At 44.4% G+C, this 20,668-nt stretch carries 21 protein-coding genes; 17 read left to right on the plus strand and 4 right to left on the minus strand.

Annotated elements, in window-relative coordinates:
• Positions 1-390 precede the first annotated feature (390 nt).
• Complete coding sequence (gene rluC / locus JV36_RS0109450; protein ID WP_032095878.1) at positions 391-1,341, plus strand: 23S rRNA pseudouridine(955/2504/2580) synthase RluC; 951 nt, start codon at positions 391-393, stop codon at positions 1,339-1,341.
• A gap of 16 nt (positions 1,342-1,357) precedes the next feature.
• The gene (locus JV36_RS0109455; protein ID WP_032095792.1) at positions 1,358-2,065 is read left to right on the plus strand and encodes an HAD family hydrolase; all 708 of its coding nucleotides are present in this window, start codon (positions 1,358-1,360) and stop codon (positions 2,063-2,065) included.
• A gap of 80 nt (positions 2,066-2,145) precedes the next feature.
• On the opposite strand, the gene JV36_RS0109460 is transcribed toward JV36_RS0109455, so the two are convergent.
• On the minus strand, positions 2,146-2,760 hold the full coding sequence (locus JV36_RS0109460) for a Maf family protein (protein WP_032095793.1): 615 nt from the start codon (positions 2,758-2,760) through the stop codon (positions 2,146-2,148).
• 152 nt (positions 2,761-2,912) lie between these two features.
• Here JV36_RS0109460 and yceD point away from each other — a divergent pair, with 152 nt between their 5' ends.
• From yceD to JV36_RS0109530, 14 genes are all read left to right on the plus strand, one after another.
• Positions 2,913-3,446 carry a 23S rRNA accumulation protein YceD gene (yceD, locus tag JV36_RS0109465; RefSeq protein ID WP_032095794.1) on the plus strand — a complete coding sequence of 178 codons (534 nt, stop codon included), beginning with the start codon at positions 2,913-2,915 and terminating at the stop codon, positions 3,444-3,446.
• Positions 3,447-3,449: 3 nt separating this feature from the next.
• Positions 3,450-3,620 carry a 50S ribosomal protein L32 gene (gene rpmF, locus JV36_RS0109470; protein WP_032095795.1) on the plus strand — a complete coding sequence of 57 codons (171 nt, stop codon included), beginning with the start codon at positions 3,450-3,452 and terminating at the stop codon, positions 3,618-3,620.
• Between the two features lie 15 nt (positions 3,621-3,635).
• Positions 3,636-4,661, plus strand: a complete 1,026-nt coding sequence (gene plsX / locus JV36_RS0109475) for a phosphate acyltransferase PlsX (RefSeq protein WP_032095796.1) — start codon at positions 3,636-3,638, stop codon at positions 4,659-4,661.
• On the plus strand, positions 4,658-5,623 hold the full coding sequence (locus JV36_RS0109480; RefSeq protein ID WP_032095797.1) for a beta-ketoacyl-ACP synthase III: 966 nt from the start codon (positions 4,658-4,660) through the stop codon (positions 5,621-5,623). Before plsX ends, JV36_RS0109480 begins: the two co-directional genes overlap by 4 nt.
• Before the next feature lie 60 nt (positions 5,624-5,683).
• On the plus strand, positions 5,684-6,613 hold the full coding sequence (gene fabD / locus JV36_RS0109485) for an ACP S-malonyltransferase (RefSeq protein WP_032095798.1): 930 nt from the start codon (positions 5,684-5,686) through the stop codon (positions 6,611-6,613).
• A 9-nt stretch (positions 6,614-6,622) separates the two neighbouring features.
• Positions 6,623-7,363, plus strand: a complete 741-nt coding sequence (gene fabG / locus JV36_RS0109490; RefSeq protein ID WP_032095799.1) for a 3-oxoacyl-ACP reductase FabG — start codon at positions 6,623-6,625, stop codon at positions 7,361-7,363.
• 199 nt (positions 7,364-7,562) lie between these two features.
• Complete coding sequence (gene acpP, locus JV36_RS0109495; RefSeq protein ID WP_032095800.1) at positions 7,563-7,802, plus strand: acyl carrier protein; 240 nt, start codon at positions 7,563-7,565, stop codon at positions 7,800-7,802.
• A gap of 80 nt (positions 7,803-7,882) precedes the next feature.
• Positions 7,883-9,121 (plus strand): beta-ketoacyl-ACP synthase II, encoded by a 1,239-nt coding sequence (gene fabF, locus JV36_RS0109500; protein WP_032095801.1) that lies wholly within the window; start codon positions 7,883-7,885, stop codon positions 9,119-9,121.
• 179 nt (positions 9,122-9,300) lie between these two features.
• Positions 9,301-10,293 carry an aminodeoxychorismate lyase gene (pabC, locus tag JV36_RS0109505; protein WP_081926586.1) on the plus strand — a complete coding sequence of 331 codons (993 nt, stop codon included), beginning with the start codon at positions 9,301-9,303 and terminating at the stop codon, positions 10,291-10,293.
• A 2-nt stretch (positions 10,294-10,295) separates the two neighbouring features.
• The gene (mltG, locus tag JV36_RS0109510; protein ID WP_052010146.1) at positions 10,296-11,405 is read left to right on the plus strand and encodes an endolytic transglycosylase MltG; all 1,110 of its coding nucleotides are present in this window, start codon (positions 10,296-10,298) and stop codon (positions 11,403-11,405) included.
• Between the two features lie 95 nt (positions 11,406-11,500).
• Entirely contained in the window at positions 11,501-12,124 is a 624-nt protein-coding gene (tmk, locus tag JV36_RS0109515; RefSeq protein ID WP_032095803.1) for a dTMP kinase, read from the plus strand.
• A 3-nt stretch (positions 12,125-12,127) separates the two neighbouring features.
• Positions 12,128-13,009: a DNA polymerase III subunit gene (locus JV36_RS0109520; protein ID WP_032095804.1), complete on the plus strand. Its 882-nt coding sequence runs from the start codon at positions 12,128-12,130 to the stop codon at positions 13,007-13,009.
• A 43-nt stretch (positions 13,010-13,052) separates the two neighbouring features.
• Positions 13,053-13,832: a TatD family hydrolase gene (locus JV36_RS0109525; protein ID WP_032095805.1), complete on the plus strand. Its 780-nt coding sequence runs from the start codon at positions 13,053-13,055 to the stop codon at positions 13,830-13,832.
• Between the two features lie 9 nt (positions 13,833-13,841).
• Positions 13,842-14,399: a pyridoxamine 5'-phosphate oxidase family protein gene (locus JV36_RS0109530; RefSeq protein ID WP_032095806.1), complete on the plus strand. Its 558-nt coding sequence runs from the start codon at positions 13,842-13,844 to the stop codon at positions 14,397-14,399.
• Between the two features lie 276 nt (positions 14,400-14,675).
• Here the strand turns inward: JV36_RS0109530 and JV36_RS0109535 are convergent, their stop codons facing one another.
• From JV36_RS0109535 to JV36_RS0109545, 3 genes are all read right to left on the minus strand, one after another.
• A complete protein-coding gene (locus tag JV36_RS0109535; protein ID WP_032095807.1) occupies positions 14,676-15,311 on the minus strand; it encodes an SDR family oxidoreductase in 636 nt (211 codons plus the stop codon).
• A gap of 149 nt (positions 15,312-15,460) precedes the next feature.
• The gene (locus tag JV36_RS0109540) at positions 15,461-16,537 is read right to left on the minus strand and encodes a PepSY-associated TM helix domain-containing protein (protein ID WP_081926587.1); all 1,077 of its coding nucleotides are present in this window, start codon (positions 16,535-16,537) and stop codon (positions 15,461-15,463) included.
• A gap of 6 nt (positions 16,538-16,543) precedes the next feature.
• Positions 16,544-18,661 carry a TonB-dependent receptor domain-containing protein gene (locus JV36_RS0109545; RefSeq protein WP_032095809.1) on the minus strand — a complete coding sequence of 706 codons (2,118 nt, stop codon included), beginning with the start codon at positions 18,659-18,661 and terminating at the stop codon, positions 16,544-16,546.
• A gap of 382 nt (positions 18,662-19,043) precedes the next feature.
• Between JV36_RS0109545 and JV36_RS19230 the strand changes: the two genes are divergently transcribed.
• The gene (locus JV36_RS19230; protein WP_160173353.1) at positions 19,044-20,525 is read left to right on the plus strand and encodes a substrate-binding periplasmic protein; all 1,482 of its coding nucleotides are present in this window, start codon (positions 19,044-19,046) and stop codon (positions 20,523-20,525) included.
• The last annotated feature ends 143 nt before the right edge of the window (positions 20,526-20,668 follow it).

Raw genomic sequence — 20,668 nt, forward strand, 5'->3', positions numbered from 1 at the left:
TCTTAGCGAGTTCGGTATGAAATGTCTTGTTTCTTTACTGACACTACCGACATCTAACTCATGCTTTTTCGTTTGCGACGTGAAGCATCGACCGCAATATGTCGTCGTTTTTGCTTCAATATCGTCTATGTTGTTTTTACGCGTTGTGTTCGCAAAATGAGCGCGTTGGCGCAAGGTTATTATTCGCGTTTGTTTCGTGTAAAAACCACTAACGATTATCGCACCAATAAGTAAAATTAAGCAAGGTAAGTCGGTGAATAAAAGCAACTAATACTGAGATATTTTCATAAAACGATGAGCTCAGAGCAAAAAAGAGTCAAAAACAAGAAATTTTAGCAAATAGATATTTTCATAATGTTGGCGGCGAAGCATTGCGGTATAATCAATGGCATGAAAGAACAAGCTCCCCAAAAAGTCCGTTTTATAACGGTAGAGGCCGATTTAGCAGGCCAACGCATCGACAACTTTTTACGCACTCAATTGAAGGGTGTGCCAAAGAGTATGATTTATCGCATTTTACGCAAAGGCGAAGTACGCGTTAATAAAGGTAGGATAAAACCTGAATATAAACTTCAAGCTGACGACGTAATACGCATACCGCCTGTCAGAGTATCTGAGGGCGCGCCAGCACCCTCACCCAAACTTGATAAGATAGCGGCACTTGAATCGCACATTTTATTTGAAGACGATCGTCTCATTGTCATGAATAAGCCTACCGGTATTGCAGTTCACGGCGGAAGCGGCTTAAGTTTTGGTCTAATCGAAGGATTAAGAGCATTACGTCCAGACGCAAAGTTTATGGAACTTGTGCACCGACTCGATCGCGATACATCAGGCTGCATGCTCATCGCCAAGAAGCGCTCAGCACTGCGTCATATGCATGAACAGCTGCGTACAGGCAAAATGGATAAGCGTTATAATGCGCTTGTCGCAGGTGAGTGGCCGGCAAATCGATTTAAGGTAAAGGCGCCTCTTAGAAAAAACACCCTGCAATCAGGTGAGCGAATGGTCAGCGTCAGTGATGATGGTAAGCCTTCTGAAACCCGTTACAGAATATTAAAGCAGTTTGCTGGGGCAACGCTGGTTGAAGCCTCACCGATTACTGGTCGAACGCACCAGATACGCGTGCACTGTTTGCATGCAGGGCATCCTATTGCTTGCGATCCAAAGTATGGCGATAGTGACTTCGATGCCAGTATGAGAGAAAAAGGATTAGACCGATTATTTCTTCATGCCCAAAGTATTGCGTTTATTCACCCAGCCACAGAAGAAAGAATGACGTTTACCGCACCCCTTGATAAAGCGCTGACCGATTCCTTAAACGCCCTAAACACGAAATAACGAGTAGTAACGATTTATGTCTGACATTTCAACAGCGCCTCAAACACAAACGTCGCCAATACCTTCAATTTCGCCTCGCTACAAACTCGTTATTTTCGATTGGGATGGCACCGTGATGGACTCTGCAGACAAAATTGTTAACTGCATGCAGATTGCAGCAAAGCAATGCAGTATGCCAATTCCAAGTCGTGATGAAGTGGGGCACATTATTGGTATCAGCCTTAAGCCAGCTATTAAGCAACTTTTTGGTATTGACGATGACGCACTCGCAGAACAGTTAGTGTTAGCTTATAAAGAAGCGTTTATTGCCAAAGACACCACGCCATGCCCTTTATTCGATGGCGCTGAAGCACTGTTTAATGCGCTTAAAGAATCTGGCTGTACACTTGCCGTCGCCACAGGTAAAGCCCGTAGAGGTTTGGACAGAGCTTGGAAACAAACGGACACGGGGAGCTTTTTCTCTGCCTCACGCACTGCAGATGAAGCAGAGTCGAAGCCATCACCTGATATGCTGCTGCAACTCATCGATGAATTGGCTATTCCTGCCAGCGATGCTGTGATGATTGGTGATACCACCTATGATATGCAAATGGCTAAGTCTATTGGCATGGACAGAATAGGTGTGTCGTATGGCGTTCACGCACAAGTTCATTTAGAAGCGCTGCAACCAAAAGTGATTGTGCATTCGATTAAAGAGTTGCAGCACTATTTACTGGGTAAGTAGCGTAATAGGTGAGCTCTCCTGTTAGAACGGCTTTTAGTTGAACAGCGTTTGGGTTAAGAGCCAGCGACAACAAGATGATACTAACGAGTAGCTAGCTTTAGCAAGTTGGTATTAAAGTGGGAAGACAATATATCGTTTAACAGCATGATGGGTAGCCCAATAAGACTGTTTGGGTCTCTTCCTTCTACACGTTTAAATAAAAGTACGCCCATGCCCTCGCTTTTAAAACTACCAGCACAATCTAGTGGTCGTTCTTTTTCAACATAGTCTTGTAATAAAGAAGTCGTGTTTTCACGAAAGTGAACCCGTGTTTCTTCCACATCAGTTATTAACGTATCGCTACTTGCTTGATAAACGCAGATAGCGGTAAAAAAAGACACAGTTTTACCTTGGCAGCGTTTGAGCTGTTCAACAGCGGTAGCCACATTTAAAGGTTTACCAAGTAATACCGGTTCGTCGTCTGTGGCTAAAAAAGCGACTTGGTCGCTGCCAATAACGATGGCCTCATCGTTGCTCGCACGTGCGCTTACTTTTAGCGCTTTTTCTTGTGCTAAGCGTTTACTCAGTTCAAGGGCGGTTTCGTGAGGCTTGGGCGTTTCATCAATATCTGGCCTCATGGTTTCTACATGTAGACCAATATCAGCCAGTAACTTTTTGCGGTATTGAGAAGACGAGGCTAAAATTAGTGTAGTCATGGTGAGTATTCCTGTTTCGAGCTCTTATTTTCGGCGTTCTACTTCAATACGCCTTAATAAAGGTATGTCGGTTAGTTTACCCTGTTTCCCTCCAAGTTAAATCGCAATTTTGCTTTGACAGAAGCGGGGTGACGCTATATCATGCGCGCCCTATGCAGAAAGTGAAATTACCCCATTCGGTTGAACCGATTAAAACCGCCACCAAACGTTCCGATTATCGGGGTGTTATTTTGGCTAGTGATATGGAACGATTGAGCGGGGCAGTTGTCCGATGCAGTGAGTATGTGGACGCAGAAGTACAGTTTAGAAAAGACGAGCAGGGTCTTACTGTTTTTCACGGCCACCTATCTACTGACGTTACACTTATCTGTCAGAGGTGTAATGGTGAACTTGATTTATCCGTTCATTCGGATTTTTGTTTTACTCCAGTGCAGGGAGGAGAGCAAGAAAATGAGGACATCATTCCCGAGGCTTACGAACCGGTAGAGGTCAACGACCACGGAGAAGTTAGTCTGCTTCAGATATTTGAAGACGAGTTACTATTATCGTTGCCAATTGTACCCCTTCATGCAGAGTCGGAATGTGCAATAAAGCGAGATGAGATGTCATTCGGAAAGATTGAACCGGAACAAGAGCGACAAAACCCTTTCGCGGTTTTGAAAGAACTTAAGCGAGACCAGGAGTAAGTTATGGCAGTACAAAAAAATCGTAAAACGCGTTCTAAGCGCGGTATGCGTCGTTCACACGATGCGTTGACAGGTGCTACTTTGTCCGTCGATTCAACGTCGGGTGAAACTCACCTTCGTCACCACGTGACTGCTGATGGATACTACAAAGGCAAGAAAGTAATCGGCGCGTAATACGGCGACTACATTTTGTCTGAGCTAACCATCGCGTTAGATATCATGGGGGGCGATCATGGTCCCCCTGTTATTCTTTCTGCAGCCGTAAAGGCTATTCAGCTACATCCCCATATTCGCTTCACACTCTGCGGCGACGAATCAGTTATTGAAAGCGGCATCACAGCCCTTACCTCTGAAGAACGCAACCGCGTCGACATTATTCATTGCTCCCAAGTTGTTGAAATGGGAGAAGCACCGACGTCAGCACTTCGAAATAAAAAAGATTCCTCCATGCGACGAGCACTTGAGCGCGTTAAAAGCGGTCAAGCCAATGCTTGCGTAAGTGCCGGAAACACCGGCGCCTTGCTGACACTTTCCTTTTATCTACTTAAAACCTTATCAGGCATTGATAGACCCGCACTGATCAATATGTTGCCAACCACGAGTAACCATAATGTTTTTCTACTCGATTTGGGGGCTAACGTTAATTGCACGCCTGAAATTCTCTTTCAATACGGAGTGATGGGCTCAGTGCTGGCTCAAGAAGTCTCTGGTATTTCATCTCCCAGAGTCGCGCTGCTCAATGTCGGCGAAGAGGATATAAAAGGCAACGCACAAGTGAAGTCTGCCGATCAGCTTTTTAGAGATGCCCCTGGAATTAATTACATTGGTTATGTCGAAGGTGATGATATATTCACCGACTATGCTGACGTTGTAGTCACCGATGGCTTCACTGGTAACATCGCGCTAAAGTCGAGCGAAGGTTTGGCTAAGCTAGTGATTAATGAAGTAAAACGCCAGTCTCAAAAGAATTTATACACCCGTTTATTAGCTAGAATTGCCTTCCCATTACTGAAATCTATCTACAATAGCGTGAACCCCGACCAGTATAATGGTGCGAGTCTGATAGGATTGCGCGGCATTGTTATCAAGAGTCACGGAAATGCACAAAAAGATGCTTTTTATTACGCCATTGTTCAAGCAATGAAAGAAGCAGAAATGCATTTGCCGGATAAGATAAAAACAAAGATAGAAACGGTATTGTTGGAGCAACTTTGAGCAAATATTCTCGCTTTATAGGAACAGGCAGTTATTACCCCAATGACGTGCGCACAAACGCAGATTTAGAAGTCATGGTGGATACCAGTGACGAGTGGATTACTGATCGCACAGGTATCAAAGAACGTCGCATAATTGGTGCAGATGAAACTGCTGCGACCATGGGTGTAGAGGCCAGCAAGAAAGCCATTGAAATGGCGGGTATCGATCCTAAAACCATTGATATGATAGTGTGTGCCACCACAAGTGGTCGTTATGCTTTACCTAGCACGGCGTGCGAAATTCAGCGCATGCTCGATTTAGACGGCATCCCCGCCTTTGATGTTGCAGCAGCCTGTGCAGGATATTGCTACGCATTGAGTGTGGCCGATCAGTATATTAAGTCAGGTATGGCGAAACGCATTCTGGTTATTGGCACTGATTGCTTAAGCCGCCTTATTGACCCCGCTGATAGAACCATGGTCATTTTATTTGGTGATGCGGCAGGGGCCACAATCATTGAAGCAAGCGACGAGCCTGGAATTTTATCAACGCATATTCATGCGGCAGGTTCATATGGCGACCTCCTTTACGTGGGCAACCCAACTCGGGGCGACGAAAAGTCGGTACACGAAAACTGGGGCGTAATGCGCGGCAATGAAGTGTTCAAAGTAGCCGTGAACAAATTATCCCAGGTTGTTGAGCAGACACTGTCTGCCAACGGTATGGAAAAGACAGATTTAGATTGGTTAGTGCCGCACCAAGCCAACTTCAGAATTATCAAAGCGACAGCTAAAAAGCTGAATATGTCTCTTGATCAAGTGGTGCTAACGTTAGAGCATTACGGCAATACGTCAGCCGCTACGGTTCCTACAGCGTTAGACACTGCGATACGAGACGGTAGAATCCAGCGCGGTCAACATTTGCTATTAGAAGCATTTGGTGGCGGTTTTGCGTGGGCGTCTGCGTTAGTTCGCTACTAAGCGAACGTAAACCACGCCATTTTTCACTTCTAATGATTTATACAATAATAAGGAAGAAGAATGACTAGAACAGCCTGTGTATTTCCAGGTCAGGGGTCTCAGAGTGTGGGCATGCTAAAAGAGTTAGCAGCTCAGTACCCAGTGGTTGAGGCAACGTTCAAAGAGGCGTCTGACGCACTAGGTTACGACCTCTGGAGCCTTGTTCAGAACGACTCTGACGGTCAACTTAACGAGACTCACATTACCCAACCTGCATTATTAGCCGCAAGCGTGGCGACATGGCGCGTTATTCGTGAGCAGGGCATAGAGGTAGATTATCTTGCCGGTCACAGTTTAGGTGAGTATTCCGCTTTGGTGTGCGGTGGCGCTATGGACTTTACCGACGCGGTCAAACTGGTTGAAGCTCGTGGTAAGTATATGCAAGAAGCTGTACCAGCTGGCGCAGGTGCAATGTTTGCCATTATTGGTTTAGATGATTCATCTATCGCTAACGTGTGTCAGCAATCTGCTATTGCAACGGGTGATGTGGTTGCTCCAGTTAATTTTAATTCTCCTGGGCAAGTGGTTATTGCCGGTGAAAAAAATGCAGCGGAACAAGCTGCTAATGCGTGTAAAGAGGCAGGTGCAAAACGTGCTTTGCCTTTGGCGGTAAGCGTGCCTTCACATTGTGAACTTATGCGCCCAGCTGCAGACAAACTAGAAGACGCATTAACTTCACTATTGGTAAAAGAACCAGCCATTAACATTGTAAACAATGTGGATGTAACCATTGAAACGCAAGGTGAGGCAATTAAAAACGCATTAGTGCGTCAATTATATTGTCCCGTTCAATGGACTCGCACGGTTGAATATTTAGCCGCAGCAGGTGTTGATCGCGTCATAGAAATAGGACCTGGTAAAGTGCTTACCGGTTTGAATAAACGAATTAACAAGAGCCTTGAGTCTCTTGCTGTTAATACACCCGAGGGTGTGGAAGCATTACAACAATAAGGAAATGCAATGAGTCAGTTAGACGGTAAAGTTGCCCTTGTTACTGGTGCGAGCAGAGGTATTGGAAAAGCCATTGCTACTGCACTTGCTAGTCAAGGCGCAACGGTAATCGGTACAGCAACAAGTGACAATGGTGCAGCTGCTATATCGGCGTATCTCGAAGCGTTTGGCGGTAGAGGCTTGGCACTCAATGTAACCGATAAAGCCAGCGTAGATGAAGCCATAAAAGCGATTAGTAGCGCCGACGGCGGCATTGATATTCTTATCAATAATGCGGGTATTACTCGTGATAATCTCTTGCTTCGAATGAAAGACGACGAGTGGCAGGACATCATTGATACTAACTTGACGTCAATATTTACGCTGTCAAAAGCGGTACTTCGCGGTATGATGAAGAAACGCTTTGGCCGTATTGTCAATATTGGCTCTGTTGTAGGCAGTGCCGGTAACGCTGGCCAAGCTAATTATGCCGCTGCGAAAGCAGGCGTAATCGGTTTTTCTAAGTCTATGGCGAGAGAAGTGGCGTCACGAGGCATAACAATTAACGTTGTTGCGCCTGGTTTCATCGATACAGATATGACAAAGTCATTGTCTGATGACCAAAAAGAAGCCATTTTTAAAGATATTCCAGCAAGCCGATTAGGCTCGCCGGATGAAGTTGCCTCCACTGTTGCGTTTTTAGTAAGCGACGGTGCCGCCTATATTACAGGTGAAACAATCCACGTTAACGGTGGAATGTATATGGGGTAAATTCGCAATTTTTGCGAATTTTGTTGAGTTTAGGGTGGTATTTACCCAAACTTGGATGTAAAAATAGTATTTAAACAATTTCGAATGTCGCTGGTTTGACCAGAAAATTAGTTTACACTGGTGCTTGCAAGGAACGACCTAGCAAAATAAACTAGCGACACTTTTGTTATCTAGTGACGTTTAAGGGAAACCTAGAATTATGAGTAACATTGAAGAACGCGTTAAGAAAATCATCATTGAACAGCTTGGCGTTAAAGAAGAAGAAGTAAAAGCAGAAGCTTCATTCGTTGACGATTTAGGCGCTGATTCACTTGACACTGTTGAGTTGGTAATGGCTTTGGAAGAAGAATTCGATACTGAAATTCCTGATGAAGAAGCTGAAAAAATCACTACTGTTCAGTCAGCGGTTGATTACATTAATGCAAATAAAGACGCATAAGTCTTTATTAAGTTACGAAACGGCTCTTTTTTAGAGCCGTTTTTGTTTCTCCTTCCTTAGTTCCAAAGCGAGGACTTTTTGTGACAAAACGTCGCGTAGTGGTTACCGGTATTGGGATGCTTTCACCATTGGGTCTTAACAGTGAAGACACATGGCGCAAACTGCTCGCAGGCGAGAGCGGCATAGGTGAAATCACTCATTTCGATTGTAGTAACTATTCAACCCGTTTCGCAGGCCAAATTAACGATTTTGATCCCCTGGATTATATCGATAAGAAAGAAACGAAAAAAATGGACCGCTTTATCCAGTTAGGTGTTGCAGCGGGTAAACAAGCACTAGCCGATTCAGGGCTGCCAATTACTGGTGATAATGCTCACCGCGTAGGTGTAGCAATAGGTTCGGGAATTGGTGGTTTAGAGCAAATTGAACAAAATCATTCAAAATTGCTCAACAGTGGGCCAAAGCGTGTATCTCCTTTCTTTGTGCCATCCACGATAACGAACATGATTTCTGGCTTTCTTTCCATTATGGAAGGGTTGAAAGGGCCTAATATCAATGTTGTAACAGCCTGTACCACAGGGGTTCACAACATAGGTATCGCCGCAAGAACAATAGCCTATGACGATGCAGATGCAATGTTAGCCGGCGGTGCCGAGGCAACTATTACGCCGCTAGGTATTGCAGGTTTCGCTGCTGCTCGCGCGTTGTCGTCTCGTAACGACGATCCTAAAGCTGCAAGTCGTCCGTGGGACAAAGACAGAGATGGCTTTGTAATGGGCGAGGGTGCTGGTGTGGTAATGCTAGAAGAGTACGAAGCGGCGAAAGCACGCGGCGCGACTATTTATGCAGAACTTGTTGGGTTTGGTATGAGTGGCGACGCTTATCACATGACTTCTCCACCAGCAGACGGTGAAGGTGCGGCAACGTCGATGGAAAACGCAATTCGAGACGCGAAGATCGACCCCACCGAAATTGGATACGTAAATGCTCACGGTACATCAACGCCAGCCGGCGATGTCGCCGAGGTTGCAGCGGTTAAGCGAGTATTTAACGAACACGCCTACGATTTATTGGTGAGTTCTACTAAATCGATGACAGGCCACTTGTTAGGTGCTGCGGGTTCTGTAGAGGCCATTTTCACGATATTAGCGTTGAGAGATAAAATGGCGCCACCCACCATCAACCTTGATGAGCCGGGCGAAGGGTGCGATTTAGACTTTGTAGCTAATAAAGCAAAAATGTTTACTGCTGACCATGCGTTATGCAACTCATTTGGTTTTGGCGGTACGAACGGCTCGTTAATCTTCAAGCGTTTGTAAGCACACGACATAGTTAGGCTTAGCTGAGTTTTTACAGTGCCTTGTCATAATGCGCTTTTACACTGAGCTTTTACAAATCAAAGGGTGATGCATCTTATGTATCACCCTTTGTTGTTTGCACTCAACAACTTGGTATACTCCCCACTACTAACATTAGCACTTGAGATACCGAGCAGGCAGTGAAAATAATTTCCAGTGACACGCCCATAGCGTCAAGCGACAGGGCTTTTAATTATGGTGACGGCGTATTTACTACCCTATGTGTGGTAAACGACCATCCTGAATTACTGTCTCTTCATCTGTCTCGGCTATCCCACGATTGTGCGGCAATTGGTCTGTCTATTGATACTCACATCTTAGAACGCGCTATAGGGTCTAAGATAGAGGCACTTCAAGCTAGCGCCTGTCTAAAAAGAAAAGAAGCCTCACAGATAGGCGATGGAAAAGACGCGCTATCAGAGGGAGAATCAAACCCGCCACAACAGGATAAGTCAGAAGTTAAGTACGTATTAAAAGTGCATGTATCTGGCGGAGAGGCCGGGCGAGGATACAGTCGTGATGAAGCAAATCCACCGTTAGTTCGATTCACTCAACATCCATATCCTACTCATTACGACTCTCTTTCTGCCACGGGCGTTACCCTAATGTGTGCGCAAACAGCATTGGCTATTCAGCCTGCGTTAGCCGGCATCAAGCACATGAACCGTTTAGAGCAAGTACTGATTAAAAGAGAAATTAACCAAGCCGATGCTGACGATGCGCTTGTGTGCGACACACAAGGTAACGTTATTGAATGCAGTGCAGGTAATATTTTCTTTTTCACTAATAATACGTGGTGCACCCCCTCGCTGACAGGTAGCGGTGTAAATGGTGTAGTCAGGCAATGTTTACTTAATGCACTGAATGAAGAAAATGTACCGCACAAGGTAGGAGAGTTTACGCTTAACGACGTTATGCGGGCAGATTGCGTGGTTATTACAAATGCCCTAATGAAGGTCGCTCCAATAAAAAGTATTACTTTTGCTGATGGTAGTACGTCATTATATCCGGTGAATCACAACAACATCGACACTCTTCAAACACTGTTGCTTAAACGCCTGTATAAAAACGAGCTTAGTAATAAAATAGGTGTTGAGTCCCTTCGCTATCAATCGAAAAGACAGGAGTCATGATTGTGAAACGTGTTTTATACGTAATTATTTTTTTGATGGTATCAGCCTCGCTCTGCGCTGCAGCAGGCGTTTATTACATCTCTAACATGGTTACCACGCCTCTTGAGTTAAAGCAGAATACGCTGTTTTCTATCGAAAAAGGGGGCAGCGCGTACAGAACTATAAAGCAGCTTCGCAATAAAGAAATGACTGACATTAGCCCTACTGTTGCCAAAGTGTGGCTTAAGTTCTTTGCCGCCAGTACAGATATTAAATCGGGCACTTATATGTTGCTTCCCGGGCAGTCGCTGGCCGATATTTTCACTATATTCACACAAGGTGATGAGTACTTCTTTTCTGTCAGTCTGGTTGAAGGGTTAACGTTGGCTCAATGGCACAATACACTAAAGGGCATTGGCGAAATTGAATTTGATTTGGGCCAACAAGCAGCCAATGACAGTGCGTCTTCGCTATCGGGCGTTGCAAGTTCATCATCAAAGGCTGAGGCGTTAGCACCAGACATGACGTCTATTCTGTTGTCGCAAACCAATACGTTAGCTCAATTAGGGGTAAGTAAGAGTGAAAAACTCGACAATACCGAAGGGCTCTATCTTGCTGATACTTACTTTTTCACTAAAGGCACTAAAGCCAGCGAGATATTGACCCGGGCACATATCGCCCTTGTTGATTTTCTTAACTCTGAATGGGAAGCCCGAGAAGTAGATTTGCCACTAGCAACGCCCTACGATGCACTTATTTTGGCCAGCATTATTGAAAAAGAAACGGCAGTACCAGAGGAGCGGGATCTGATAGCCGGTGTCTTTGTAAATCGACTACACAAGAACATGCGCCTACAAACCGATCCAACGGTAATCTACGGTATTGGACCTTCATTTGATGGTAATATAACGCGTAAGCATTTACGTACGCGAACGCCTTATAACACCTATGTCATAAAAGGCCTTCCGCCGACCCCTATAGCAATGGCGGGCAAAGCGGCCATCCACGCGGCGTTAAACCCGAGAACGACGGATGCACTTTATTTTGTAGCTAAAGGCGATGGAAGTCATCAATTCTCAAATACGTTAAGTGAACATAATGCAGCCGTACGACAGTACCAATTGCGACGCTAAGTTTAGGTAATAGCTAAAAATAACTTAGTAGAGGCCGGACAATAGCCGTACTTATTCGTCGAATAGCAATCAATTAAAGAGATGTTTTTGAAACCATGAATGGAAAGTTTATAGTCGTTGAAGGCCTTGAGGGCGCGGGCAAAAGTTCGGTCATTGGACTTATCGTGGATGCCTTAAAAAACGCAGGAAAATCCGTTGAGCAAACACGTGAGCCAGGCGGCACACCCATGGCAGAAGCTATTCGAGATTGTGTAAAACACGACTGGGATGAACAGGTTTCTGAAGAAACAGAGCTTTTGTTGATGTACGCCGCCAGAGTTCAGCTTTTAACAAATCGCATTTATCCAGCGTTAGAGAGCGGTGTTTGGGTAGTTGGAGATAGGCACGACTTGTCATCACAAGCATATCAAGGCGGTGGCAGAGGCGTATCGCCCGATACGATGAGCGCAATAAGTCATATAGCCCTTAAAGGGTTTAAGCCCGATCTGACCATTTACCTAGATGTTGAGCCTGCTATTGGTCTAGAGCGCGCCCGCGGAAGGGGAGAGCTTGATAGAATTGAACAATCGGGGATCGCATTTTTCGAGCGTACCCGAGAACGCTACCTAGCGCTTGCCAATAACGATGACAGTATTCGAGTTGTTGATGCTATGCAGCCAATGGAAAGCGTTCACAGTGCCGTTAAGACCTTAATCAATAACTATGTGGTAGGTGTGTAACCAATGTATCCTTGGTTTAATGATGTCTTTCATTCATTTACTTCCCGATACTTAGCGAACAAGCTGCATCACGCTTTATTGCTAAGTGGTGCAAGTGGTATCGGTAAATACAGGTTGGCACAAGAGTTAGGCAACGCACTTCTATGCAAAACACCTACAGAGCAAGGCGCGTGTGGAACATGCTCATCTTGCTTGTTGCGTATAGCGGGTAATCATCCCGATCTGTATATTTTAGAAAGTGAAAAGCAGTTAGGTGTTGATAAAATACGCGAAGGCATTGCTAAACTAAGTGGTACGGCTCAGATGAGTGGTAATAAAGTGCTGCTTATACCCAATGCCGATACGATGACTGAGGCCGCGGCCAACGCGCTGCTAAAAACGTTGGAAGAGCCAACGGCGAATACCTATCTCGTGCTTATTACCAGTAGCATAACAAAATTAATGCCTACCATATTGAGTCGATGTGAAAAGCACGCGCTGCCGCTACCTACTCTAGCGTTAAGTTTGAACTACCTGCGCGAATGTGGCGTAGAAGATGCCAGTGAAGCATTATTAGCAGCGTATGGTAACGCGCCGTTACGCGCTGAAGCGGCTTTAAAAGGTGAGGAAGAATTTAGCTTTCGCACGTTTAATGATGATTTTCAGGCATTGCTTGCGGGCGATGCCGACAGTCAAGCACATCGCTTGGCAAAAAAATGGCAAGATAATGCGGTGCTAGCGTCTCAGTGGTGCATGCAAAAAGCCCATGGCGATTATATGGCTAGCCAACAGCCGTCAGATTATTCCCGTTACGCACAGTGCGTAGATGTAGTGAAAACATTGCAACATCCTGGGGTGAATAGGTCGATGGTACTATTTGGGCTTTTAAAGTTATTTCAGCGATAAATAGTGGCCAACGAATAACGACTAATTTGAGTAATGGTGTAACTTGTTTGTAGATTCTCATTGTCATTTAGACAGATTAAAGCAGGGCCCTGAGGCCTTGGCTGAAACCCTTAATTTTGCGCGCACTCGTGGCGTTGAGCACTTTTTATGTGTTTGCGTTTCGGTTGCCGATTTTGACAGTATGCGAGAGGCCGTTGTTGGATTTGATGATGTCTCTGTGTCCTGTGGTGTACATCCTCTTCATCAAGATGAAGCATGCACTTACGATGAATTGCTAGAAAAAGCACAGCAAAGTGACGTAGTAGCAGTGGGCGAGACGGGCCTTGATTATTTTTATAGCCCTGAAAGTAAAGATGTTCAGTTAACTTCGTTCATCGACCACATAAAAGTGGCGAACGTCACCAATAAACCACTTATCATCCACACTCGAGACGCCCGTGAAGATACAATTAATTTACTGAAAGAGCATAAAGACCCGAGTACGAAAGGGGTGTTGCACTGCTTTACTGAATCTTTGGAGATGGCCCAAGCTGCAATAGAGATGGACTTTTATATTTCTATTTCAGGGATCGTTACGTTCAATTCAGCAGATGAATTACGTGAGGTGGTGAAGGAAATCCCTTTAGAGCGTTTGTTAATTGAAACTGATTCACCTTGGTTAGCGCCGGTGCCCCATAGAGGAAAGCAAAACCAGCCTGGATATGTTGTTGAAGTGGCTGAGTTTATTGCAGACCTTAAGGGTATATCGGTGAAAGAATTAGCACGTATTACTACTGAAAATTTTTATACTCTTTTCGCGTTAGCGAAGAAGAGCGCTGCGTAAGGACTGACTATGCCATCATGGCGCCAAAGCTTAGTGAAAAGTTTACATAAAACGCGAAGCATACCTGAAAGCCGATATTTTCAAATAGCCACGGCTAATCGCGAGGGCGTGCCTTTTTGTAGAACGGTTGTTCATCGCGGACTAACCGATGACAACCAGTTGTTAGTTATTTCAGATACACGTACAGACAAGTATCAGCAGCTGAGTGAAAACAACCGATGTCACGTGTCGTGGTACTTTGCTAAAACTCGCGAGCAGTATCGTTTTAACTGTATAGCTTCAATGGTAACTAAGGTTGAACAGCCTGATTTGGTGGAAGCGCAGTGGGAAAAGCTTTCTGATGCGGGAAAAAAACAGTTTCTGTGGGGCCGGCCGGGAACGCCTAGGCAAGATGAGTCTGCATTGAACATCGAAGGGGATTATTCAATCGTTCCCGCACATTTTTGTGTACTATCTCTTAACATTGAAAATGTGGACTACCTTAATTTACGTGGTAATCCACAACATAGGGAATGGCACGAAAAGGATGAAAATGACAACTGGGTGAGTCAGTCGGTCATTCCGTAATGCCGCTTACGGTTAAGACTCACGGTTGAGCGATTGAGACTTAAGGCTGGGACTTAAGGCAAAGGCTCGAATTTGAGGTTTTAGCTAGCCACGAATGGTTGAAACCGCGATTGTAAAGCTTGATTGAAAAATGTGCCCGAAAAACCAGCTTGAGGAAAGGTTCTTAAAGAGCTCAACTCCCACTTAGGGTGGAAGGGAGTAAATGAGAGAGGGTGAATAGGAAGTAGAGCCGCCATACAGAATCACAGGCGGCTCAGCAGATAATTTAATTGGTAGTTAATCAAATACTTTAGAAATTGGCTCGTCGCCTTTGAACAGGTAGGTGATTAAATTATCCTCACTTGTTCGACCCACACTTTCCACGATAGCAGTAGCCACGTCTTCTCTTGGGATCACTGCTTCATCTTGGTTGTCTGGCATGTCAGTTCTCACTAGGTGCGTGCCAGGTTCATTGAGTAATGTTCCCGGACGTAAAATAATGTGATTCACACCGCTATTTATTAGGTATTCATCCGCCACGTGTTTGGCAACTAAATAGGGTCTCATTTCGCCCTGTATTGAGTCAGGATCACCGGCGCCGATAGAGCTCACCATAATAAACTTTGGGACTTTCGCGCGTTTAGTGTAGTCGACGGCTTTTTGCGCAGCCCACAGATCAATCATAATCGTCTTGTCTGCACCAGTACTGCCACCTGAACCTGCGGTAAATACCACAACGTCCACGCCTTCGAAGTGGGAAGAAAAGTCTTTTTCTAAATCTTGCTCAATAACGCTTAGGTTGCTGTTATCAATATCAGACAATTTTTCTGGGCTTCTGACTGGTGCAATAACATGATGACCAAGCTCTAACAGTTTTCCTGTCGCTTGTTTACCAATTTGACCAGATGCGCCAATTACGAGTACTTTCGCCATAAATATACCTCCTTGATTGTGTGTACCTATTGATAGTCCACACAACCAAAAACGATCAGTTACGACGATAAATTGCACGTAACTGCGTTATTTTTCGCCAAGTTTTTTAAACTATGAACACAAAGTAAAGAAAAGGGCTCACGAAATCATTATCTACGTTTCTTTACTAACGAGTGAGTAAATGAAAACACAGAAGCGCCAATAACATGGCTGCTTAACAGCATGGTAAGAAATAGCCACACCTCGTAACCTAGCGGCATACGCAACCCGTCGTGTAGAGAGCGGATTAACCCTCTAATTTGCTCGTTGATGGGTAAACTAGCAAATTCAGAGAATGTCATGTTGGGTACTCTGGGATAACTAACACTGATCGTGTCGAAACCATCAAGCCACTTAAAACCGCTGGTTTCAAAGCGAAACGTATAGGCTGCGCCATTGCCACGTCTTGCCCCTCGCTTAAAAACGTTAAGCAACGCTTTGTCTGGCCATTGCTGTTGAACCAATATGGCCGTTGACTCAACAGAAGTTGGTGTGTTTTGAACACGCTTTTTATCGGTAAAGTTTACGCCACTCGATAATAAGGTGTTAGTGGTATCTCGCCACGTAAGCGCCGCGCCTGTTAAAGCCGCAACTACCAGTGGTACAAAAATAAATAGACCTAAAAGTTGATGAGAGCGGATAAGCGAGGCTCTTTTTGTATTTTTGGGCACGGCGTGCTTCAACTTTATTGAACGCCAAATAGGAATAAGTAGGATAACTCCTATGACGCTCAACGCTACCGTAATTATGGACATGGTAGCGTTAATTTGAGCACCAACTTTAGATAAAAAGAAGTTGCGATGCATAAAGAACATGAACCGCCGAATACTTGATGAGGTGGGAGAAGCACTGTCTATCACTTCTAGATTTTTATCGATAAGAACCCGACCGCCAGATTTAAACATTTCAAAGTAGGGGACTGACTCAGTTGGAAACGTAAGCGATTTTGCCTTTGGGTATTTTTCAAAGAGCTGTTGGGTATACACCGCTTTTTCTTGCGCTGAAAGCATTTCGACAGGAACACCGCTGCTAACAAATGTTCTGCTTATACCTGACACCACTCCATTACCCGCTAGGTAGGTTGCAGTAACTACTGCAAAAAACAGTAGAATACCCGCAATCAAACCTAGCCATTGGTGTACCCAGCGCATTAATTTAATGGCTGGTGAGCTTTTTTTAATCATCATCAACCCCTAGAACTGCGCTCTAACCATTAGCCTGAAGTTACGGCCTGGTTCATAGTACGTAAGGTCTGTTTGCTCTGATGTTTCAGGGTCCACCGATAAGCTCTGATATCGCTTGGTATACAATTCATCAAGTAGGTTTGATACACGAAGTTGAGCATTCCAGGTGTCGTTAATTCGGTACGATATAAAACCATCTACAATCGTGTAAGAAAGACGGTTAAATGATGAATCTTCATCAACTTCACGTTCATCACGCCAGCTAACGTCAATACCGGTACGAATTCGCTGTTCATACAGGTAAGCACCAATGGAAAAGTTTGCGCTTGCAGGGCTGATATCAACTAAGTTGTTTCCAGTGTCTTTATCTTCACCTTCTAATTTTTGTGCTGAGAGGGCGGTAAAGAAATGGTCATTGGTATAGTTAATTCGCATTTCTACACCCTTGATTTCAGCGCGGGCAATATTTTCAAACGTGGTTCGATTGACGTCAAACTCTGTACCATCAACTAGCGTGGTACCGTCTTCTAATTCTATGTCAGAAATAAAGTTTTCGAGGTCGTTATAAACATAAATAAAGTGTGCATACAGTTCGTCATTGTTGGTAAAAACTGAAGACGGGGTATATCGAAACCCAAGTTCGAAGCTATCTGATTTCTCTGCCTCAAGTGATGAGTTGGGCACGTATTCACTACACTCGAAGCCTCTTCGGCCTTCTTCACAAATAATTTCGGTAGAGCCTCGGCCAAATGCTTCGTGCACAGAAGGTGCTCTAAAGCTTTTGCCAACTACACCAAAGAGACTTAAGTTTTCAAGAGTCTCAAAAGGCTTCCAATCAATATGTAACTTAGGAAAAAAACCTTCATTATCTGAGCTTTCACCACTGGCTAAATCTTGTGATGAAAAATTGTCGTAGCGCAATCCCAATACAAAGCTTAACTGCTCGTTAATTGCAAAACGGTCGCTGGCGTAAATACCCCATATTTTGCGTTCACGCTCTAGCTGATTGCCATCTAAACCTTGATATGCAGTAAGAATATCGTCAGCGGTATAGTCGAATCCAAAATTAAATTGATGCTCAATACCAGCAATAGGTACAAGAGATTGGTTCTGTACTTCCGCAAAGTCGGTGCTGACGCGCCATGTTTCAAGATCCTCGAGTCCAACGGTTTGTCGAGTGCGCTCGGTGGTGGTTGTGGCTATTTGGCTGCTCACGTTAATCCAATCATTACTGACAGATTGATAGCGATGCTTTAGGCTGTAGCTCACGTCGTCAACGTTTGTTTCCTGAACCCCGCTGGCTAGACTTCGGCCACGACTTATTGCGCCGCGGCTCGTAAATGATTTATCCATATCCAGCATGGATATTTCAAATTCACCTGCATGCTTGGTTCGATGAACCAACTTAGTGAGCAGATTACTATCTCTTGAACCCGTACTGCCACCCACGGCTTGATTACCATCACCATCCTCATAGGCGCCCATGTCTCTGTAGGTATAGTTGAATAGGGCGGCTGTATCATCAGTAAGATGTGCACCTGCCTCAAAGCCTGTCATTAGTGAGTCGCCATTCGATTCATAGCCTTGGCGAAGGGTAAAACCAAAATCATTCCCCTCGGCAATGGCATCACTTGGGTCTCGAGTTTCCATATCTAGGATACCGCCAAGAGAGCCACTGCCATATAAATTAGACGCTACACCGGGGATAACCGTAATGTTTTGGATGATTTCTGGGTCAATCCATACACTGCCTGCTCCACCATGACGGGTTTGGTTAAAATTTTTGGGTACACCATCTATACGAGTGCTTACTCTGTCTCCTGAGAGGCCACGAACAATAACATTAGAGCCTTGATTACCGCCGTCTTGATCTACTTGTACGCTTGTAGTTTTACGCAATGCTTCTTCCAACGTTGAAGCTTGTTGGGCCCGTATATACTCAGAAGAGATGCGTTGTGCTCCTTCTAATGCGCTCACTCGCTCATCGACAGGGTTACCCACTTTATCTGCACTGATTTTTATGACTTCAATGTCGGATTCAGCCGGAGCGGGCTTCTCTTGAGCATGGGCCATAGCGATGTGTAGAGAGGATAATACAAAAGGTAAAATAAACAGCTTAAAGGTCATAACTACAAAGTAATCTTAATGTTAATGAGAAGTGTTCGCAATAATAATTAAGAGCTTATACTTTTGCAAATGGTAATTGTTATCATTTGTGAATGTTAGTGTAGAATAATGGGTGATATACGCTTTTATCCCGTCATATTTATTCCACATTAGAGTAAGAAAATTTAACTGAGGAATTAAGGTGTTACCGCTACTTACATAAGGTACTCCTTAGGGCTGGCTAAATATTGAGCGATTCTAAGTGGCGCATTAAACCAAATTTGGCGTAAACTTACCGAACACATGCTTACGAGAATTTAATGTGCCCAAAGTAAAGTTGATACTTCTTACGCTTGTTTCCACTTTTTGTTTTCAAATGAAGCACGTTAGTGCTGTTGAAACTATGAAAGTTCTTTCGGCAAATACGCCCGTATTCAGCGAGTTTCAGAGCGATGGAAGTGTTAAAGGCTATTCAGTGGACTTTGCCACCGCATTACTCGATTTAGCGGGTATTCAAGCTGATGTGACGCCATTGCCTTTCGCGCGGTTAATTCAAGAGCTCGATACCGGCGAACTCATGTTAGCGACTGGCATTGGTCGAACTGCAGAACGAGAAGACAAATATTTTTGGATAGCACCATTAACGGCAAACGTAGTGGGGTTGTATGGCAAAAAGGCCATAGATCTTGATTTACTGACGGCGCAAAACAAAACCATTTCTGTTGCTGTAATGCGGGGAGATTATCGAGTTGAGTTAGGGAGTGAATACCCCCAGTTTGTTTTGCACCAGTTTAATACCTGGAATCAAGCGGTAGATGCTGTACTAAAAGACCGGGTAGACGCCATATTTTTCTCTGATCTTGGTATGGCTATTTTTTGTCAGCAAAACGACTTAGATTGCACCACCGTCAGCAGACAATATTCCCATAACGTGTTGTACAGCTACGTGGCGATGCCAAAGACAGATAAAAATAGAGAGTACGCCACTGATTTAGTCAAAGAAGTCAGTCGGCTTTTAAAGCGTCCAGAGTATGCGGAAATTAAACGTCGATGGCTGCCAGTATTAGAAGATTACTCGCCCAATGTGTCTGAAATAGAGGGAGTCATCGTTCTTGGCAAAACCCTGGTAGATGACAATAGCCAGCCAAAACCTTGGGTTATTACCAATGAGGAGCCGTTGTTTAGTGAACGAAACAAGCGAGGAGAGCTTACAGGATACGCCGTTGATTTGGTTCAGAGCATTTTGGTTGAAGCAGGTATCAAAACTGATATTTTAAGTGCACCCTGGCAGCGTATTTTAATTGAAAGTGCAATGAAACAAGATGTTCTCGTATTTTCACTAGCGAGAACCGTAGAACGAGAGGATCTATTTCATTGGATCACTCCCATAACTCAAAACGCCTATTCTATATTTTCCAAACGTGGAAGTAATACCGACATTTCCTCACTGAACGAATTGCCTGCAAGTAGCCGAATTGCGGTGCTTAAGGGAGACTTTAGACAGGAGATTATTAAAAAGACAGGTTATTGGGCTGTACCTAAAAACAGCTGGAAGAGTGCTGTGTTAGCCCTTGAAAGCGGTCGTGCAGACTACCTGTTTTTCTCCGATGGCGGAATGGACATCATTTGTGATGATTTAGGTGATAAGTGCAATAGCATCACTAAACTTTTTACCTATCAAAAAGCAACAACGTATTTAGCGGTATCAAAAAAGGGCACCACCCCTGAACTTGTGGAAAAACTTATTGAAGCGTCAACTGCTTTTAAACAATCAAGCCAGTACAAACACCTTACTGAGAAGTGGTTGGCTGATTATGCAACCCGCACATCACTTTCGCTGACTGAGGACGAGGGCGTAATAGTGTTTGGACAGACTGAATACTGAATGCTACAAATTGAATGCTGAGTGCCGAATAGCGTTTTAGAGATAGCATCGGGCATTGTTTGTTGGGGTAACGTTGAAAAACTTGTCTAACAACCAGTATGTTGACTACCCAATGAGGTAAATTAGTGGTACTAATATTTCCA

It is taken from the genome of Alteromonas sp. LOR, assembly GCF_000753865.1.
In the GTDB taxonomy this organism is placed as follows: Bacteria; Pseudomonadota; Gammaproteobacteria; order Enterobacterales; family Alteromonadaceae; genus Alteromonas.

Bases quoted from the DNA above. Each gene is read 5' to 3' on its own strand.
- rluC (WP_032095878.1), top strand. From the start codon at position 391: ATGAAAGAACAAGCTCCCCAAAAAGTCCGTTTTATAACGGTAGAGGCC.
- JV36_RS0109455 (WP_032095792.1), top strand. From the start codon at position 1,358: ATGTCTGACATTTCAACAGCGCCTCAAACACAAACGTCGCCAATACCT.
- JV36_RS0109460 (WP_032095793.1), bottom strand. From the start codon at position 2,760: ATGACTACACTAATTTTAGCCTCGTCTTCTCAATACCGCAAAAAGTTA.
- yceD (WP_032095794.1), top strand. From the start codon at position 2,913: ATGCAGAAAGTGAAATTACCCCATTCGGTTGAACCGATTAAAACCGCC.
- rpmF (WP_032095795.1), top strand. From the start codon at position 3,450: ATGGCAGTACAAAAAAATCGTAAAACGCGTTCTAAGCGCGGTATGCGT.
- fabD (WP_032095798.1), top strand. From the start codon at position 5,684: ATGACTAGAACAGCCTGTGTATTTCCAGGTCAGGGGTCTCAGAGTGTG.
- fabG (WP_032095799.1), top strand. From the start codon at position 6,623: ATGAGTCAGTTAGACGGTAAAGTTGCCCTTGTTACTGGTGCGAGCAGA.
- acpP (WP_032095800.1), top strand. From the start codon at position 7,563: ATGAGTAACATTGAAGAACGCGTTAAGAAAATCATCATTGAACAGCTT.
- tmk (WP_032095803.1), top strand. From the start codon at position 11,501: ATGAATGGAAAGTTTATAGTCGTTGAAGGCCTTGAGGGCGCGGGCAAA.
- JV36_RS0109520 (WP_032095804.1), top strand. From the start codon at position 12,128: ATGTATCCTTGGTTTAATGATGTCTTTCATTCATTTACTTCCCGATAC.
- JV36_RS0109530 (WP_032095806.1), top strand. From the start codon at position 13,842: ATGCCATCATGGCGCCAAAGCTTAGTGAAAAGTTTACATAAAACGCGA.
- JV36_RS0109535 (WP_032095807.1), bottom strand. From the start codon at position 15,311: ATGGCGAAAGTACTCGTAATTGGCGCATCTGGTCAAATTGGTAAACAA.
- JV36_RS0109540 (WP_081926587.1), bottom strand. From the start codon at position 16,537: ATGATGATTAAAAAAAGCTCACCAGCCATTAAATTAATGCGCTGGGTA.
- JV36_RS0109545 (WP_032095809.1), bottom strand. From the start codon at position 18,661: ATGACCTTTAAGCTGTTTATTTTACCTTTTGTATTATCCTCTCTACAC.
- JV36_RS19230 (WP_160173353.1), top strand. From the start codon at position 19,044: ATGAAAGTTCTTTCGGCAAATACGCCCGTATTCAGCGAGTTTCAGAGC.